The organism is Haloferax prahovense DSM 18310, from assembly GCF_000336815.1.
GTDB classification, from domain to species: Archaea; Halobacteriota; Halobacteria; order Halobacteriales; family Haloferacaceae; genus Haloferax; species Haloferax prahovense.
In genome coordinates this window covers 198376-213282 of sequence record NZ_AOLG01000047.1, presented here as the reverse complement: position 1 = coordinate 213282, position 14907 = coordinate 198376, and the positions used below count along the sequence as shown (strand labels likewise).

Sequence of the window (14907 nt, the reverse complement as noted above, 5' to 3'; positions counted from 1 at the left end):
TGGTGTGTTCGCTTACGCGAGTTCCTGAATATTCTCGACGACCTTGTCGGCGTACTCGCTCGTGGCGAGCTTGTTGCCGCCCTCGATCTGGCGTTCGAGGTCGTAGGTGACGTCGCCGTCCGAGATGGTCTTCTCGACGGCGTCGCGGATGAGCTTGCCGGCGTCCTTCCAGCCCATGTATTCGAACATGAGGCGGCCGGAGAGAATCATCGCGGTCGGGTTGACCTTGTCCTGGCCGGCGTACTTGGGCGCGGAGCCGTGGACGGGCTCTGCGAGGCAGAGACCCTCGCCGAAGTTCGCGCCGGGGGCGATGCCGAGACCACCGATCTGCGCGCCGGCGGCGTCGGACATGTAGTCGCCGTTGAGGTTCATCGTGGCGATGACGTCGTAGTCGGCGGTGCGGGTGAGAAGCTGCTGGAGCATGTTGTCGGCGATGCGGTCCTTGACGACGACCTTGTCCTCGGGACGCTCGCCGTCGTACTCTTCCCACAGTTCGTCTTCGGTGATGGTGACGTCGCCGAACTCCTCTTCTGCGAGTTCGTAGCCCCAGTCACGGAAGGCACCCTCGGTGAACTTCATGATGTTGCCCTTGTGGACGAGCGTGACCGACGGGCGGTCGTTTTCGAGGGCGTACTCGATAGCCTCGCGGACGAGGCGCTTCGTCCCGAACTCGGTGATGGGCTTGATGCCGATGCCGACGGGACCGTCGTGGATGACGCCGTCCGCGCCCATCTCTTCTTCGACGAATTCCTTGACCTTCTGGACCTCGTCGGTGCCGGCTTCCCACTCGATGCCGGCGTACACGTCTTCGGTGTTCTCGCGGAACGTGACCATGTCCATCGCCGAGGGGTTCTTCACGGGCGACGGGACGCCGTCGAGGTGGTAGGTCGGGCGGACGTTCGCGTAGAGGTCGAGCTTCTTGCGGAGCGCGACGTTGAGCGAGCGGAAGCCGGCACCGACGGGTGTCGTGAGCGGGCCCTTGATTGCGACGCGGTGGTTGCGGATGGCGCTTACCGTGTCCTCCGGGAGGTTCTCGTCGTACTTGTCGCGGGCGGACGAACCGGCGTAGACGCGCATCCAAGAGACAGAGCGGCCGGTCGCCTCGGCGGCGGCGTCGAGGACCTTCTGTGCGGCGGGGCCGACGTCCGTTCCGATTCCGTCGCCGTGGATGATCGGAATAATCGGGTTGTCGGGGACGGAGAGCTCGCCCGTCTCCTCGTCGACCGTGATTTTCTCGCCGTCGTCCGGAACCTCAATCTGGTCGTAGCTCATGAACAATTTGGGTTTTCCAGTGCGGTGTAAAAGTCCTGCCGTTATCGACGGCGAAGTGCAAGTATCGCTCTATTCGTCGGTCGATACGTTTAGGACCGCGCTCCGAAGACACCCTCGTATGCGAATTATCCTCCACGGCGGTGCCGGCGGCATCCCCGGCGAACCGGAACCCAGACAGGCCGTCCTGGACGACGCGGCCGACGCGGGCGCGAGCGAACCCGACCCGCTTTCGGCGGTCGAGACCGCAGTCCGCGTCCTCGAATCGGACCACCGGTTCAACGCGGGCGTCGGCGGCGCGGTCCAGTCCGACGGCGTCGTCCGCACCGACGCGGGCGTCATGCTGAGCGACCGACGCGCCGGCGCGGCCTCCGGCATGGAGGGCGTCGAACACGCCGTCTCCGTCGCGCGCGCGGTCCTCGAAGACACCCCGCACGTCCTCCTAACGGGCGAGCCGGCGGTCGACTTCGCCGCCGACGCGGGCGTCGAGACCGGCGTCGACCTCTTCACCGACGAGACCCGCGAGCGCTGGGCGAACGCGGACGCGCCCGAGGGCTCGCCCAGCGAACACCTCGCGTGGCTGGCCGACCGATTCGGCGGTAGCACGAGCGACCCGACGGCCGAGGCGGGCGACGGTTATCTGCCGGCGCACGACAGTTCCGAGGAGACCTCGGCAGGCAGTGGCCGCTCGGCTCACGACGTTCGCCTGCCCGGCCACGACAATTCTGAGGGAACCTCAGCAAGCAGTGACCGCTCGGCTCACGATGTTCGCCTTCCCGGTCACGACACGGTCGGGGCGGTCGCCACCGACGGCGAGACGTTCGCCTCCGCGACCTCGACCGGCGGCCGCTGGTTCGCCCTCGCCGGCCGCGTCGGCGACGTACCCCAAATCGGCTCGGGCTTCTACGCCTCCCCCGCTGGCGGCGCGTCGACCACGGGAGCGGGAGAAGACATCGCGCGCGTGACGCTCGCTCGCAGGGCGGTCGGCCACCTCGAACGCGGCTGCGACGCCCAGACCGCGGCCGACCTCGCCATCGAGGAGTTCGGCGAACTCACCGGGTCGTCGGCGGGGATCATCCTCCTCGACGACGAGGGCTTCGGCTCGGCGTACAACTCCGACGGGATGCAGACCAGCACCGCGTCGAAGTAGTCTCAATCGAGCGTCTGCGACCGCTCGCCCGGCCGCGCCGGCGGTCGCCGCCACGGTTTACTCGGTTCGGTCCTTGCAGTTCCCCATGAGCGATTGGACCGCGGCCGACGCTCCCGACCTCTCGGGGAAGACCGTCATCGTCACCGGCGCGAACAGCGGCCTCGGCTTCGAGGCGACGCGCCTGTTCGCCGAGAAAGGCGCGCACGTCGTCATGGCCTGCCGGAGCCTCGACCGAGGCGAGGACGCGATGGCCGACATCCGCGACTCGGTGCCGGCGGCCTCGCTGACCCTCTCGGAACTCGACCTCGCCGACCTCGATTCGGTTCGGCGGTTCGCCGACGAGTTCGCCGCCGAACACGGGGCGTTACACGCCCTCTGCAACAACGCCGGCGTGATGGCGATTCCCCGGCGGGAGACCGCACAGGGCTTCGAGACGCAGTTCGGCGTGAACCACCTCGGTCACTTCGTCCTGAGCGCCCGCCTGTTTCCGACGCTCCGCGACACGCCCGGCGAGACGCGACTCGTCGCGATGTCGAGCGGCCTCCACGAGCGCGGCCGGATGGACTTCGACGACCTGCAGGGCGAACGCGACTACGACGAGTGGGACGCCTACGCCCAGAGCAAGCTCGCGAACCTGCTTTTCGCGTTCGAACTCGACCGCCGGCTGACCGCCGCGGGCATCGACGACGTGCTGAGCGTGGGCGCACATCCCGGCTACGCCGACACGAACCTCCAGTTCCGCGGCCCCGAGGCGTCCGGGTCGACACTCCGGTACTGGATGAGCAAACTCGGCAACGCGATATTCGCCCAGTCGGCCGAGATGGGCGCGCTCCCGCTTCTGTACGCCGCCACGTCGCCGGCCGTCGAAAGCGGGGAGTACGTCGGCCCGCAGGGGCTGTTCGGCATGCGCGGCAACCCCGGCATCGCGGAGCCGAGCGACCGCGCCAGAGACCCGGAGACTGCCGCACGGCTCTGGGAGGTCTCGGCGGAACTCACCGACACGCGGTTCCGACTGGCCTGAACCGCGCCGGGCCGAGCGGCGCGGCAACCGGGTGGTGAGAGAGGCGAGGCGGCCAAATACTGTGGCGTGCTATCTACTCCTGTGACCGAATCAACGCCGACAATCACCGGGAGCGTCGCCGACGCCCTCGTCTCCACCTGCCGAACGACCCTCGGGGATTCTCTCCGAAGCATCGTCCACTTCACCCGCGACGATTTCGACGTACTGTACGTCCGGCGGGACCTCTACGGCGGCGACGAGGCCGCGGCGCGCGCGGCCAAATCCGAACTCGTCGAGAGCGAGCGCACCGGGTTCGGACCACAGGAGACCTACAACGCCGGCAGGAACGGCGAGCGTCCGGAGTTCGGCGAGTACGAGTTCACCCTTCGCGTCTTCTCGGACGGGTTCGTCGGCCGCGTCGTCGCCGGGGACCGCGGCGTCATCGTCACCACCGACGAACTCGAACTCTCGGAGTTCGAGGAGATGGAAGTCGCGCTCCGTCGGATGCTCGAAACGAACACCGCCGGGTGAACCGGCCGGCGGGCGCGACGACTCTTCGAGCGCTGTCGGTCTCGTTGGTCGGTCGTCCGGTGTCTACGCGCCCTCGACGAGTCGCGCTAGCTGTTCCGGCGGAACTGCACCTCTCGCGGCGTAGCCCTCGTACGCGAACGTTGGGACACCGGTGACGCCGTGTCGCTGGGCCTCACTGAATCGTTCGCGCACTTCGGTCCGAAGCGTTTCGTCGTCGAGCGCGGACGTGACTTCCTCGCCGTCGACGCCCACCGATTCGGCGAGTTCGACGAGTACCGCCTCGTCGCCGATGTCTTTGCCGTCCTGCCAGAGCGCCTCGAAGACCGACTCGTCGAACGCGAGCCACGTCTCGTAGTCGGCGTGTTCCTTCAGGTAGTACGAGACGATTTGCGCCGGAAGCGAGTCCACGTCGGTCCCGAGTTCCAGGTTCATCTCGACGCCGTACCGCTCTTGTAACCGACGGACTCCCTGCCTCGCTTGCTCGTAGTAGTCTTCGTCTTTTCCGTCGTCGACCGAGAAGTCGATGCTTCCGTCGGGGCGGCGCTTCTGACTCCGCAGGTCGAACGGATGCCAGTCGATATCGAGTTCCTCGTCTCTCGTCTCTTGATACTGCGACAGGGACTGCCTCCCGAGGTAGCAAAAGGGACACACGTAGTCCGAGTAGACCGTTATCGCCTGGTCGGCGTCTGAACTCATGCGTATTTGTCTCTCCTACGGTTACAAAAACGGCGCGGTCGCGGGCGACCAGTTCGAATGCCGACGCTACTGAGTTGCAGAGAGCGAACGGCCGCGAGGAGAGTAGCCGACCGCCTCAGCGTCCGAACAGACGCTGCCTGAGGCTTCGGTCGGTGGCGCGCTCCACCAAGAGAACCGCGTGGTCGGTGTCGTTGACCACGTCGAGGTGCAGCGAGTCGGTCAGGAGTCGAGTGAGAAGGCCCCGTTCGGTCGCTCCCATCAGCACCATCGAGTGGCTGTCGGCCCGGTCGGCGATGGCTCGTTCGATGTCGCCGGAATCGTCGACGATTCGCGCCGCGTCCTGCAGGCCGTGTTCGGTCGCCCAGTCGGAGAGGAACGCCTCGCCCCGTTCGCGGTCGTCCGGGCCGTCGACGACGTGAAGGAGCGTCACCTCCGACCCGACGGTCGAGTGGAGGGATTTCGCGACTTCGGCGCTGAGCGCCGAGTGGGCGCTATCGACCGTCGGCAAGAGGAGTCGACTGGTGTCGTAGTTCCGGTCGTTGAGGACGAGGAAATCACAGGGCAGGCGACTCGTCAACTCGCTCATCGTCCGCTCTGCACGTCCCCCCGCCCAGATTCGGTCGTTGCTCCAGCCCATGACGACGAGGTCCGCGTCTTTGCGTCGGGCGACGGTGAATATCTCCTCGAACGAGCGGTGTGAGACGACGGTCGACGTCCGGGCTTCGATATCGTAGCCGGCAGCGCGTTCGCGAGCGTCTTCGAGCTGCTCGTTGGAGTGTGCGATAATCCGCTGGTTCTGTGCGGCACCGTAGCGTTGCGAGACGCGCGAGGGGACCTGCACCACGTGGACGATATCGACGATAGCGTCCTCTTTCGACTTCGCGAGCGCGCAGGCGAGTTCGACGACGTGCGACTCGGTCCGCGGATTCGCGATGGGGACGACGACCCGGTAGGAGTCCGGGTGGTCTTCGGTTCCCTCTTCGGTCTCGATGAGCGGGACGTACGACCGTCCCGCGAGCCCACCCAGCACCCACTCGCGAACCGAGAGCTGTCGTTTCGCCCCCTCGAAGCGAGCGGATTCCAACCGGTTTTCCGTCGTCTGGAAGTAGTTGACGACGGTGACGAGGACGACGCCGCCGAAGGTGTTGCCCAACAGCACGGGGACGACGAACTCGGTTAAGCCGACGAGGAACGCCAGCTGGCCGTTCATCACGAGGTAGACCATCTCGGTGTAGGAGACGACGACGTGGAAGAGGCCACCCAGCGGAACCGCGAGGAACGCGAGGTAGACGACGACGAGGCGAGAGATGGTGTCGCGGGCGGCGAAGGTGACCCAGACGACGCCGGCGACGATGAGGCCGGCGAACGCGGCCTTGAAGAAGAGACTCCACCAGGGCGTCTCGACGCCCTTCTGAGCGAGTTCGAGCGCCGCGTTCGCGGCTTCCGGCGAGAGGACGCCGCCGAAGGCGAGGGCGGCCGCACCGAGCGTCCCGCCGAAGAGGTTCCCCGCGAGGACGACGACCCAGTTACGCAAGAGCGCGGGGATACTGGCCAACCGCTCCAGCGTCAACGCGACCGGCGGGAGCGTGTTCTCGGTGTAGAGCTGATAGCCCCCGATGATGATGTAGATGAACCCGAGCGGGTAGAGCATCGCACTTAACACCGGGTCGCCGCCGGTGGACGCTTTCATCGAGACGTAGAGGAGGAACGTGATCGTAATCGCGAAGCCCGCGGCGAGGGCGCTGAAGAACAGTTCCCGCGCGCCGGAGGTTATCTCCTCGTCCGCGGCCGCGACGATGCGCTGGAACACCTCGTCGGACGAAAACCGGTCTCGAACCACCGAACCGACCGCCGGCGCGCCGCTTCGTGACCGTTCGACGGCCTCGCGAACGGATTCGTCGAGCTCCGTCGACTCGGGTTCTGTCATTGAGCGGTGTTTTTCGAATAAACCGTTCTAAACGTACCGGTTCAGGCCGTCTACAACAGTTCGGTCGCGTCGGAAGCGGCCACCCATATATGTTGATCAGCATCGACGGCGTATCCGTACCCATGGCCAACAGACACCACCGCTGCAACCGCTGCGGCCGCGATTTCGACTCCGGGGAGCGACTCGACGAACACGTCGAGCGCCGCCACCCCAAGGAGGACGTCCGCTGGTGGGTCGTCGTCGAAGACCCCGCGAAGGACCGCAAGTTCTCGCGCTGACCGTCCCGACCCGCCGCTCCGTGGTCGCCGGCGACCGCGGGCGACGCCCTCAGCCGAGGTGGCTCTCGAACCAGTCGGCGGCGAGGTCGGCCACCTCGTCCAGTTCGCCCGGCCCCTCGAACAGGTGGCCCGCGCCGTCGATGACCGCCAGCGACTTCTCGCAGTCCAGTCGGTCGAACGCGTCGCGGTTCAGGCTCAAAACCGGCTCGTCGGCACCGCCGACGACGAACAGCGTCGGTGCCGTCACGTCGCCGAGCCGCGACTCCGCGAGGTCGACGCGCCCGCCGCGAGAGACGACCGCGCCGGCGTCGTCGCCGAGGTCGGCCGCCGCGAGGACCGCCGCCGCCGCACCGGTGCTCGACCCGAAGTAGCCGTAGTCGAGGGTGGCGGCGTCGTCGCGGCCGCGGAGCCACTCGGTCGCGCCGAGCAGTCGCTCGGTCAGAAGCGGGATGTCGAACCGCGTCTCGTACGTCTCGTCTTCCGACTCCGTGAGCAGGTCGAAAAGGAGCGTCCCGAGCCCGCGGTCGCGGATGACCTCGGCGACGAAGGTGTTCCGCGGGCTCTTGCGGCTGCTGCCGCTGCCGTGGGCGAACACCACGAGTCCCGACGCCCCGGACGGAACGCGGAGGTCGCCCTCCAGCACCGCGTCGCCGACGGGTATCGAGACGAGGTTCGCGGTCGTGTCGTTCATACGAGACGATACGCTCGAGTCGGGCTTAGACCTGTCTCGACCCGTCGCTTCGCGTGAATCCGCAGTCCGCTCGTTCTGATGGTCATGACTTACACAATTAATGTTAATAGTTCTACGGGAGTACACCCGGACGCCAACCATGGTGAGTGTTACCGACCTACAGACGATGTACGAGCAGATGGTGACCGCTCGGCACTACGAGGAGCGACTGGTGGACGAGTACCTCGTCGGCAAACAGCCGGCGTTCGACATCTCGGCGGGGCCGATTCCCGGCGAACTGCACCTCGCGGCCGGCCACGAGGCGTCCGGGGCGGGCGTCTGCATGCACCTCCGCGACGACGACACGGTGACCGCGCCGCACCGACCGCACCACATCGCCATCGCGAAGGGCGTCGACCTCAAGCGCATGACGGCCGAGATTTTCGGCCGGAAGACGGGGCTGTGCCGCGGGAAGGGCGGCCACATGCACCTGTTCGACCCCGACGTGAACTTCGCGTGTTCGGGCATCATCGCGCAGGGCTGTCCGCCGGCGGTCGGCGCGGCGATGGCCGCGAAAAAGCGGAACACCGACTCGGTCGCCGTCGCCTTCCTCGGCGAGGGCGCTATCGACCAGGGCGGCTTCCTCGAATCGCTGAACCTCGCGGCGGTCCACGACCTCCCGGTCGTCTTCGTCGTCGAGGACAACGACTGGGCGATCAGCATGCCGAAAGACCGCGTGACCGACGTGCAGAACGGCGCACAGCGCGCCGCCGGCTTCGACCTGCCGGGCGTCCGCATCGACTCCGACGACGCCACGGCGGTCTACGAGGCCGCGGGCGAGGCCGTGATGCGCGCCCGCGACGGCAACGGGCCGACGCTCATCGAGGTGCAGGTCCACCGCCGGATGGGTCACTTCATGGGCGACGCCGAGGCGTACCGCCCGGAGGCCGACATCGACCGCGCGAAACAGCGCGACTCCATCGAGCGACTCGCCGAGGACCTCCGCTCGCACGGCGTGACCGACGACGAACTCGACGAGATTCGCGAGCGCGCCCACGAGCGGGTCGAGGAGGCGATTTCGTGGGCCAAAGAACAGCCCGAACCGGACCCGGAGGAGGCGTACGAGAACGTGTTTACGAACCCGCCGGCGCAGGCGGCGACGGACGGCGGGAGCGCGACAGACGCGTCGGGTGACGCCGACGAGACGGGAGGTGACAACTGATGGCGACCGAATCACGAGACTACACGGAGGCGACCGAGACGGACCGCGAACTGACCATGAGCCGGGCGATGGTGGAAGCCATCGCGTGGGAGATGCGCGAGAACGAGGAGGTGTTCTACATGGGCGAGGACGTCGCCGACTACGGCGGCATCTTCTCCAGTACGACGGGCCTCTTGGACGAGTTCGGTCGCGACCGCGTGATGGACGTTCCCATCAGCGAGACGGCCTACCTCGGCGCGGCCGTCGGGGCCGCACAGGCCGGCATGCGCCCGATTGCCGAACTGATGTTCGTCGACTTCTTCGGCGTCGCCATGGACCAGCTCTACAACAACATGGCGAAGAACACCTACATGAGCGGCGGGTCGTTCTCCGTCCCCATGGTGCTGACTACGGCCGTCGGCGGCACCTACAACGACGCCGGCCAGCACTCCCAGACGCTCTACGGGACCTTCGCCCACCTGCCGGGGATGAAAGTCGTCGTCCCCTCGACGGCCTACGACGCCAAGGGGCTGATGCACAGCGCCATCCGCGACGACGACCCGGTCGTCTACATGTTCCACAAGCGCCTCATGGGCCTCGGCTGGATGCCCTCGCCCTCGGGCCCGAAGACTGGGGTTCCCAAGGACGACTACACGATTCCGTTCGGCGAGGCGGACGTGAAGCGCCCCGGCGACGACGTGACCGTGGTCACCCTCGGCCTGCACGTCCACCGGGCGATGGAGGCCGCGGAACAGCTCGACGACGACGGCATCGACGCCGAGGTCATCGACCTCCGGACGCTCGTGCCTCTCGACACCGAGACGGTGCTCGACTCGGTCCGCAAGACCGGCAAACTCCTCGTCGTCGACGAGGACTACCAGTCGTTCGGCGTGACGGGGGAAATCATCGCGCGGGCCGCCGAGGGCGCGCTGGACGACCTCTCGGCCGTCAAGCGTCTCGCCATCCCGGACGTGCCGATTCCTTACGCCCGCTCGCTGGAAGACGAAGTCAACCCCGGCACCGAGGACATCGCGGCGGCCGTCCGCGAACTCCACGAATGACGGGAGCGTCGGAACCAGACGGAGGTCGCGCATGACGGACGCCATCGACGTCGATTCGGCGTCTGTCTGGCCCGACGACGCGGACGACGTGGTCGAGGGCTACCTCGCCAACTGGTTCGTCCGCGAGGGCTCGGCGGTCGACGAGGGCGAGACGCTCTGCGAGATACAGGTCGAGAAGGTGAGCATCGACGTGGCCGCGCCGGCGACGGGGACGGTCACGGAGATACTCGTCGCCGAGGGAGGCGACTTCGACCGCGGCGACGTGCTCGCGCGGGTGCAACCGAGCGCCTGAATCGGTCTTTTTTGGTCAGTCGTCGCCCGCCCGGTACGCCTCGCCGAACGCCCGGTCCATCAGCTCTCGGTGGGCCTCTCTGACCCGCTCGTCGTCGCCGGGTCGGCGCTGTTCGTACCGACCGTCGGCGTCCATCACCCAGCGCCGGCGGTTGTCCGACAGGAGCGCGTCGAGGACGGCGTCGAGTTCCGCGCGGTGCTCGGGGTCCTCGACGGGCGCGACGGCCTCGACCCGACGGTCGAGGTTGCGAGTCATCCAGTCCGCGGAACCGACGTAGTAGTCCGGCTCGCCCCCGTTCTCGAAGTAGAAGATACGCGAGTGTTCGAGGAACCGCCCGACGACGCTCGACACCGAGACGTTCTCCGAGAGCCCCTCGATGCCGGGCCTGAGCCGGCAGATGCCCCGGACCACGAGGTCGATATCGACGCCCGCCATCGACGCCTCGTAGAGTTCGCGGACCATCGCGGGGTCTTCGAGGGAGTTCATCTTGGCGACGATGCGGGCGTCGCGGCCGGCGCGGGCGTGGTCGGCCTCCCGGCGGACGAGCCGAGTCATCTCCTCGCGGAGGTTCGTCGGCGCGACCAGCAGTTTCCGGTAGGTCTCCTGCCGCGAGTGGCCGGTGAAGAAGTTGAACAGGCGCACGAGGTCGTGACCGATGTCGGGGTCGGTCGTGAACAGCCCGAGGTCGGTGTAGAGCTTCGCCGTCTGGGAGTGGTAGTTCCCGGTGGCGACGTGGGAGTACAGTCGCACCTCGTCGTCTTCCTCGCGGACGACGAGCGCCGTCTTCGAGTGGGTTTTCAGCCCGATAGTGCCGTAGGCGACGTGGATGCCCTCCTCTTCGAGGCGGCGGACCCACCGGAGGTTGTTCTCCTCGTCGAACCGCGCTTTGAGTTCGACCATCACCGCGACCTGCTTGCCGTTCTTCGCGGCCTCGATGAGCGTCTCGATGACCTCGGAGTCCGGCGCGGTCCGGTAGATGGTGGCTTTGATGGCCAGCACGTCCGGGTCGGCCGCGGCGGCCGCGAGGAACGTTCCCACCGTGCCCGTAAACGAGTGGTACGGGTGGTGGACGAGCACGTCCTTCCGGGCGATTTCGGCGAACACCGACTCGGGGTCGTCGGCGGAGCGCCCGGCGAACCGCGGGTGGGGCTGCGGCGTCCACGGCTCGACTTCGAGTTCCGGGCGGTCGAGGTCGAAAAGCGACGTGAGCGCCCCGTAGTCCAGCGGCAGGTCGCGCTCGAACACCTCGGGGTCGTCCACGTCGAGCTGTTCCGCGAGCAGGTCGCGGACCGCCTCGGGCGTGCCCAACTGGACTTCCAGCCGAACGACCGTGGCGAACCGACGCTGGCGGAGCACGTCCTCTATCGTGGCGATGAGGCCCTCGGCGACCTCCTCGTTCCGGCGGACCTCGGCGTTCCGCGTCACCCTGAACGCCGAGGTGTCGACGACGTCGACGTTCGGAAACAGGAGTTCGATGTTGCGCTCGATGACGGCCACGAGCGGGACGAACCTTACCGGAGCGGCTGAGCCGGCGGATTCGGTGGTGGAGGCATCGGCGACGGTCGCCCCGTCCGCGTCGCCGACGCGCTCGTCGACGTTGACGAGTCGCGGGCGGTTGCCGGGGACCTTGACCCGCGAGAACTTCGTCGGCTCGTCGTCGCCCTCGGTCGTCCGGACCGCGAGCGACAGCGAGAGGTTCGAGATGAACGGGAACGGGTGCGCCGGGTCGAACGTCAGGGGCGTGAGCGTCGGCAGGACCGAGGCCTCGAAGTAGTCGCGGAGCGCCGCCCGCTCGTCGGGCGCGAGGTCGTCGTAGCCGACGATTTCGATGCCCGCGTCGGCGAGCGCGGGTCGGACGAGGTCGTGAAAGCAGGCCGACTGCCGGTCGAGCAGGTCGCGGGCGCGGTCGAGGACGAGCGACCACTGTCGGCTCGGCGTCCGACCGTCGGGCGACAGTTCGCTCACGCCGGCGGCCATCTGCTGTTTCAGGCCGCCGACGCGCTTCATGAAGAACTCGTCGAGGTTCGAGGTGAGAATCGAGAGGAACTTGACGCGCTCGAAAAGCGGGTTGCGGTCGTCGACCGCCTCGTGGAGGACGCGCTCGTGGAAGGCGAGTTCGCTGAGTTCGCGGTTGAGGTACAGCGCGGGGTCGGTGAGGTCGGCGTCGGCTGAGGTCGACTCGCCGTCTCCGCGCTCGCGGACGCGGACCGGCGCGGTCGTCTGACTCTGCCGGGCCTGCGAGTCGCCGCCGCGAGCCTCGTCGTCGGACATGTGCTGAGAGGAGATGGTTCGGCGGCGACCTTTAGTTCGCCGCCTCCGCCCCGGCGCGGCTCAGACCAGCGCGGGCTGGCGCGGTTCGAGAATCTTCGAGTCCTTGCGTGACTCGTGGGTGACCTCGGACTCGACGGCGACGAGTTCGTCGGCGCGGAGGTCGTAGGCCGTGAGCGCGCCGCCGTAGACCGCGCCCGTGTCGAGACCCATCGCGTGCTCGAAGACGGCGGGGTGGGCCATGACGGTGTGGCCGAAGAAGACGCGCTCGGGGCCCTCGTAGTGTTCGAACCAGAACGGGCCGTCGTAGCTGTCGCCGGGGTTCATCGCCCGGGTGTTTTCGAGGGCGTCGATGTCGTGTTCGGACAGCGGTTTCTCGGGATGGATGCCACCGTGGACGACGATGGCCCCGTCCCACGTGATGGCGACCGGGAGGTTCGAAATCCACTCGAGGTCGTCGTCGGTCAGCGCGTCTATCTCCTTCGTGCCCCGGATGAGCTTTTCTTCGTTGTTGCCGCGGACGGTCAGGAAGTTGTCGCGCTCGCGGACGTAGTCCACGACGCCCTTGCTGTCCGGCCCCTTCCGCACGAGGTCGCCGACGAAGACGACGAGGTCGTCCTCGGACGGGTCGAGCCGATCGACGAGGCGTTCGAGCGCCGGCAGACACCCGTGTACGTCGCCGACGACGTACACGTCGTCCCAGTCGTCGATGTCGACTCGAAGGTGTTGCTCGGCGACGTCGGGATGGAAGGATGGGACACTCATTGGAAACGTTCTCTCCTGTTTCTGAGCACGGCTACCTAAGAAAGGGTTGCTAGTTTCGGAATGTTGTGCTATATAGACGTGAGAGCGTTTGTCTCGCATGGTGTCCGAGTCGGCTGCGGCGGCCCGCGCTCAGTCGCCGGCCATCCCGCAATCGCTTTCCGGCGCGGCCGCGAAGTCGCGACCATGAGCATCGGACCCCTCGACGACGAGACGGTCGAGAAGTATCGAGAGGCAGGGGAGGTCCTGCGCACGGTGCTGGACGAGTCGGCCGAGATGGTCGAACCCGGCGTCACCCACCTCGAAGTCGCCGAGTACGCCGAAGGTCGCATCCGCGAACTCGCCGACGGCTGCGCCTTTCCGGTCAACATCAGCGTCAACGAGGAGGCGTCGCACGCCAGCCCCGGCCGCGACGACGACACCGTGTTCGGCGAGGACATGGTCTGTCTCGACGTCGGTGTCCACGTCGACGGCTACATCGCCGACTCCGCCGTGACCGTCGACCTCTCGGGCAACGACGAACTCGTCGAGTCCGCCGAAGAGGCGCTCGACGCCGCCCTCGACATGGTCGAAGCGGGCGCACACACCGGGAAAATCGGCGCGGAAATCGAGGACGCGATTCGCGGCTACGGCTACACGCCCGTCCTCAATCTCTCGGGCCACGGCGTCGAACAGTGGGACGCCCACACCGACCCGACCATCCCGAACCGCGGCGCAGAGCGCGGCGTCGAACTCGAAGTCGGCGACGTGGTCGCCATCGAACCGTTCGCCACCGACGGCTCCGGCAAGGTCACCGAGGGCTCGAAAAACGAGATTTACAGCCTCGTCAACGACCGCTCGGTCCGCGACCGCATGTCGCGCAAACTGCTCGACGAGGTCCGCGAGAAGTACAAACTGCTCCCCTTCGCGGGTCGCTGGTTCGAGGGCGGCCGCTCCGAGATGGCCATCCGCCGGCTCGAACAACAGGGCATCCTGCGCGGCTACCCCGTCCTGAAAGAAGAGGAGGGCGCGCTGGTCGGACAGGCCGAAGACACCATCATCGTCACCGAAGACGGCTACGAGAACCTCACGCGGTAATCGGACGAAGTCGGGGTCGGCGTCGGGCTCGAGGTCGGTATCGACCGCTCCGAGACCGAAACGGCTTGCACGTCCGGTCCCGTTGGGCCGCCATGGACCAACTGTTCGCCCCGTGGCGCATCGAGTGGGTCGCCCGCGACGACGACCAAGACGCGGCCGACGCCGACGACCCGGACGACGACCGCTGTCCCTTCTGTGCGCTCCCCGAACGCGACGACGACAGGGAGAGCAAAATCGTCGCTCGCTCCCCGCACTCGTTCGTCCTCCTGAACAACTACCCCTACGCGCCGGGCCACGTCATGGTCATCCCGTACCGCCACACCGGCGAGTTCGCCGCCCTCTCCGACGCGGAGCTCCTCGACCACGCGCGGCTCAAATCGAAGACGCTCGCCGCGTTGGACGCCGCCTTCGACCCCGACGGCTGCAACGCGGGCGAGAACCTCGGCGGGTCGGCCGCCGGCGGTTCCATCGACGACCACCTCCACACCCACGTCGTCCCGCGGTGGAGCGGCGACACGAACTTCATGCCGGTCATCTCCGACACGAAAGTGCTCGTGCAGGCCCTCGACGACTCCTACGACCAACTTCACGAGGCGTTCGCCGGCCTCGACGGCGCGGTCGTCGACGGCGACGACGACGCGGTTCACTTCGGATTAGACTGACTCTAAAACTCGCATCAAGTGCATCTAATGGGCCGCTCCGGCCCGAAGCGCATTTGAACCCCA

General features: G+C 67.2%; 15 protein-coding genes. 9 read left to right on the top strand and 6 right to left on the bottom strand.

Annotated elements, in window-relative coordinates:
• Positions 1-12: 12 nt before the first annotated feature.
• Positions 13-1272, bottom strand: a complete 1260-nt coding sequence (gene icd / locus C457_RS12890; RefSeq protein ID WP_008095245.1) for an isocitrate dehydrogenase (NADP(+)) — start codon at positions 1270-1272, stop codon at positions 13-15.
• 118 nt (positions 1273-1390) lie between these two features.
• Here icd and C457_RS12885 point away from each other — a divergent pair, with 118 nt between their 5' ends.
• From C457_RS12885 to C457_RS12875, 3 genes are all read left to right on the top strand, one after another.
• A complete protein-coding gene (locus C457_RS12885; protein ID WP_004042661.1) occupies positions 1391-2419 on the top strand; it encodes an isoaspartyl peptidase/L-asparaginase in 1029 nt (342 codons plus the stop codon).
• 85 nt (positions 2420-2504) lie between these two features.
• Positions 2505-3440, top strand: coding sequence for an oxidoreductase (locus tag C457_RS12880; protein WP_008095241.1), 936 nt, complete (start codon positions 2505-2507; stop codon positions 3438-3440).
• Between the two features lie 81 nt (positions 3441-3521).
• The gene (locus tag C457_RS12875; protein ID WP_008095239.1) at positions 3522-3950 is read left to right on the top strand and encodes a DUF7522 family protein; all 429 of its coding nucleotides are present in this window, start codon (positions 3522-3524) and stop codon (positions 3948-3950) included.
• A gap of 63 nt (positions 3951-4013) precedes the next feature.
• Here the strand turns inward: C457_RS12875 and C457_RS12870 are convergent, their stop codons facing one another.
• Together C457_RS12870 and C457_RS12865 are read right to left on the bottom strand one after the other, a co-directional pair.
• A complete protein-coding gene (locus tag C457_RS12870) occupies positions 4014-4646 on the bottom strand; it encodes a DsbA family oxidoreductase (protein ID WP_008095237.1) in 633 nt (210 codons plus the stop codon).
• A gap of 115 nt (positions 4647-4761) precedes the next feature.
• Positions 4762-6573: a formate/nitrite transporter family protein gene (locus C457_RS12865; RefSeq protein ID WP_008095235.1), complete on the bottom strand. Its 1812-nt coding sequence runs from the start codon at positions 6571-6573 to the stop codon at positions 4762-4764.
• A gap of 122 nt (positions 6574-6695) precedes the next feature.
• Here C457_RS12865 and C457_RS20650 point away from each other — a divergent pair, with 122 nt between their 5' ends.
• Positions 6696-6851, top strand: a complete 156-nt coding sequence (locus C457_RS20650; RefSeq protein ID WP_008095233.1) for a hypothetical protein — start codon at positions 6696-6698, stop codon at positions 6849-6851.
• A gap of 49 nt (positions 6852-6900) precedes the next feature.
• Here the strand turns inward: C457_RS20650 and C457_RS12860 are convergent, their stop codons facing one another.
• Positions 6901-7542: a dienelactone hydrolase family protein gene (locus tag C457_RS12860; protein ID WP_008095231.1), complete on the bottom strand. Its 642-nt coding sequence runs from the start codon at positions 7540-7542 to the stop codon at positions 6901-6903.
• A 166-nt stretch (positions 7543-7708) separates the two neighbouring features.
• Between C457_RS12860 and C457_RS12855 the strand changes: the two genes are divergently transcribed.
• Genes C457_RS12855 through C457_RS12845 form a run of 3 tightly spaced genes read left to right on the top strand, consistent with a single transcriptional unit; the run spans position 7709 to position 10075 of the window.
• Complete coding sequence (locus C457_RS12855; RefSeq protein ID WP_008095229.1) at positions 7709-8743, top strand: thiamine pyrophosphate-dependent dehydrogenase E1 component subunit alpha; 1035 nt, start codon at positions 7709-7711, stop codon at positions 8741-8743.
• Positions 8743-9783, top strand: coding sequence for an alpha-ketoacid dehydrogenase subunit beta (locus C457_RS12850; protein WP_008095226.1), 1041 nt, complete (start codon positions 8743-8745; stop codon positions 9781-9783). The genes C457_RS12855 and C457_RS12850 overlap by 1 nt, the downstream gene beginning before the upstream one ends.
• A 31-nt stretch (positions 9784-9814) precedes the next feature.
• Positions 9815-10075, top strand: coding sequence for a lipoyl domain-containing protein (locus tag C457_RS12845; protein ID WP_008095224.1), 261 nt, complete (start codon positions 9815-9817; stop codon positions 10073-10075).
• A 15-nt stretch (positions 10076-10090) separates the two neighbouring features.
• Here C457_RS12845 and ppk1 read toward each other — a convergent pair whose 3' ends face one another.
• A complete protein-coding gene (gene ppk1, locus C457_RS12840) occupies positions 10091-12346 on the bottom strand; it encodes a polyphosphate kinase 1 (protein WP_008095222.1) in 2256 nt (751 codons plus the stop codon).
• 60 nt (positions 12347-12406) lie between these two features.
• The gene (locus C457_RS12835) at positions 12407-13108 is read right to left on the bottom strand and encodes a metallophosphoesterase family protein (protein ID WP_008095220.1); all 702 of its coding nucleotides are present in this window, start codon (positions 13106-13108) and stop codon (positions 12407-12409) included.
• Positions 13109-13291: 183 nt separating this feature from the next.
• Between C457_RS12835 and map the strand changes: the two genes are divergently transcribed.
• Positions 13292-14182, top strand: a complete 891-nt coding sequence (gene map, locus C457_RS12830; protein WP_008095218.1) for a type II methionyl aminopeptidase — start codon at positions 13292-13294, stop codon at positions 14180-14182.
• Between the two features lie 92 nt (positions 14183-14274).
• Positions 14275-14844: an HIT family protein gene (locus tag C457_RS12825; RefSeq protein WP_008095217.1), complete on the top strand. Its 570-nt coding sequence runs from the start codon at positions 14275-14277 to the stop codon at positions 14842-14844.
• The last annotated feature ends 63 nt before the right edge of the window (positions 14845-14907 follow it).

What these genes read in the sequence shown, in the direction of transcription:
- C457_RS12870 (WP_008095237.1), bottom strand. Translation starts at nt 4,646, where the DNA reads ATGAGTTCAGACGCCGACCAGGCGATAACGGTCTACTCGGACTACGTG.
- C457_RS12850 (WP_008095226.1), top strand. Translation starts at nt 8,743, where the DNA reads ATGGCGACCGAATCACGAGACTACACGGAGGCGACCGAGACGGACCGC.
- C457_RS12835 (WP_008095220.1), bottom strand. Translation starts at nt 13,108, where the DNA reads ATGAGTGTCCCATCCTTCCATCCCGACGTCGCCGAGCAACACCTTCGA.
- C457_RS12855 (WP_008095229.1), top strand. Translation starts at nt 7,709, where the DNA reads ATGTACGAGCAGATGGTGACCGCTCGGCACTACGAGGAGCGACTGGTG.
- ppk1 (WP_008095222.1), bottom strand. Translation starts at nt 12,346, where the DNA reads ATGTCCGACGACGAGGCTCGCGGCGGCGACTCGCAGGCCCGGCAGAGT.
- icd (WP_008095245.1), bottom strand. Translation starts at nt 1,272, where the DNA reads ATGAGCTACGACCAGATTGAGGTTCCGGACGACGGCGAGAAAATCACG.
- C457_RS12860 (WP_008095231.1), bottom strand. Translation starts at nt 7,542, where the DNA reads ATGAACGACACGACCGCGAACCTCGTCTCGATACCCGTCGGCGACGCG.
- C457_RS12885 (WP_004042661.1), top strand. Translation starts at nt 1,391, where the DNA reads ATGCGAATTATCCTCCACGGCGGTGCCGGCGGCATCCCCGGCGAACCG.
- C457_RS12865 (WP_008095235.1), bottom strand. Translation starts at nt 6,573, where the DNA reads ATGACAGAACCCGAGTCGACGGAGCTCGACGAATCCGTTCGCGAGGCC.
- C457_RS12880 (WP_008095241.1), top strand. Translation starts at nt 2,505, where the DNA reads ATGAGCGATTGGACCGCGGCCGACGCTCCCGACCTCTCGGGGAAGACC.
- C457_RS12845 (WP_008095224.1), top strand. Translation starts at nt 9,815, where the DNA reads ATGACGGACGCCATCGACGTCGATTCGGCGTCTGTCTGGCCCGACGAC.
- map (WP_008095218.1), top strand. Translation starts at nt 13,292, where the DNA reads ATGAGCATCGGACCCCTCGACGACGAGACGGTCGAGAAGTATCGAGAG.
- C457_RS20650 (WP_008095233.1), top strand. Translation starts at nt 6,696, where the DNA reads ATGGCCAACAGACACCACCGCTGCAACCGCTGCGGCCGCGATTTCGAC.
- C457_RS12825 (WP_008095217.1), top strand. Translation starts at nt 14,275, where the DNA reads ATGGACCAACTGTTCGCCCCGTGGCGCATCGAGTGGGTCGCCCGCGAC.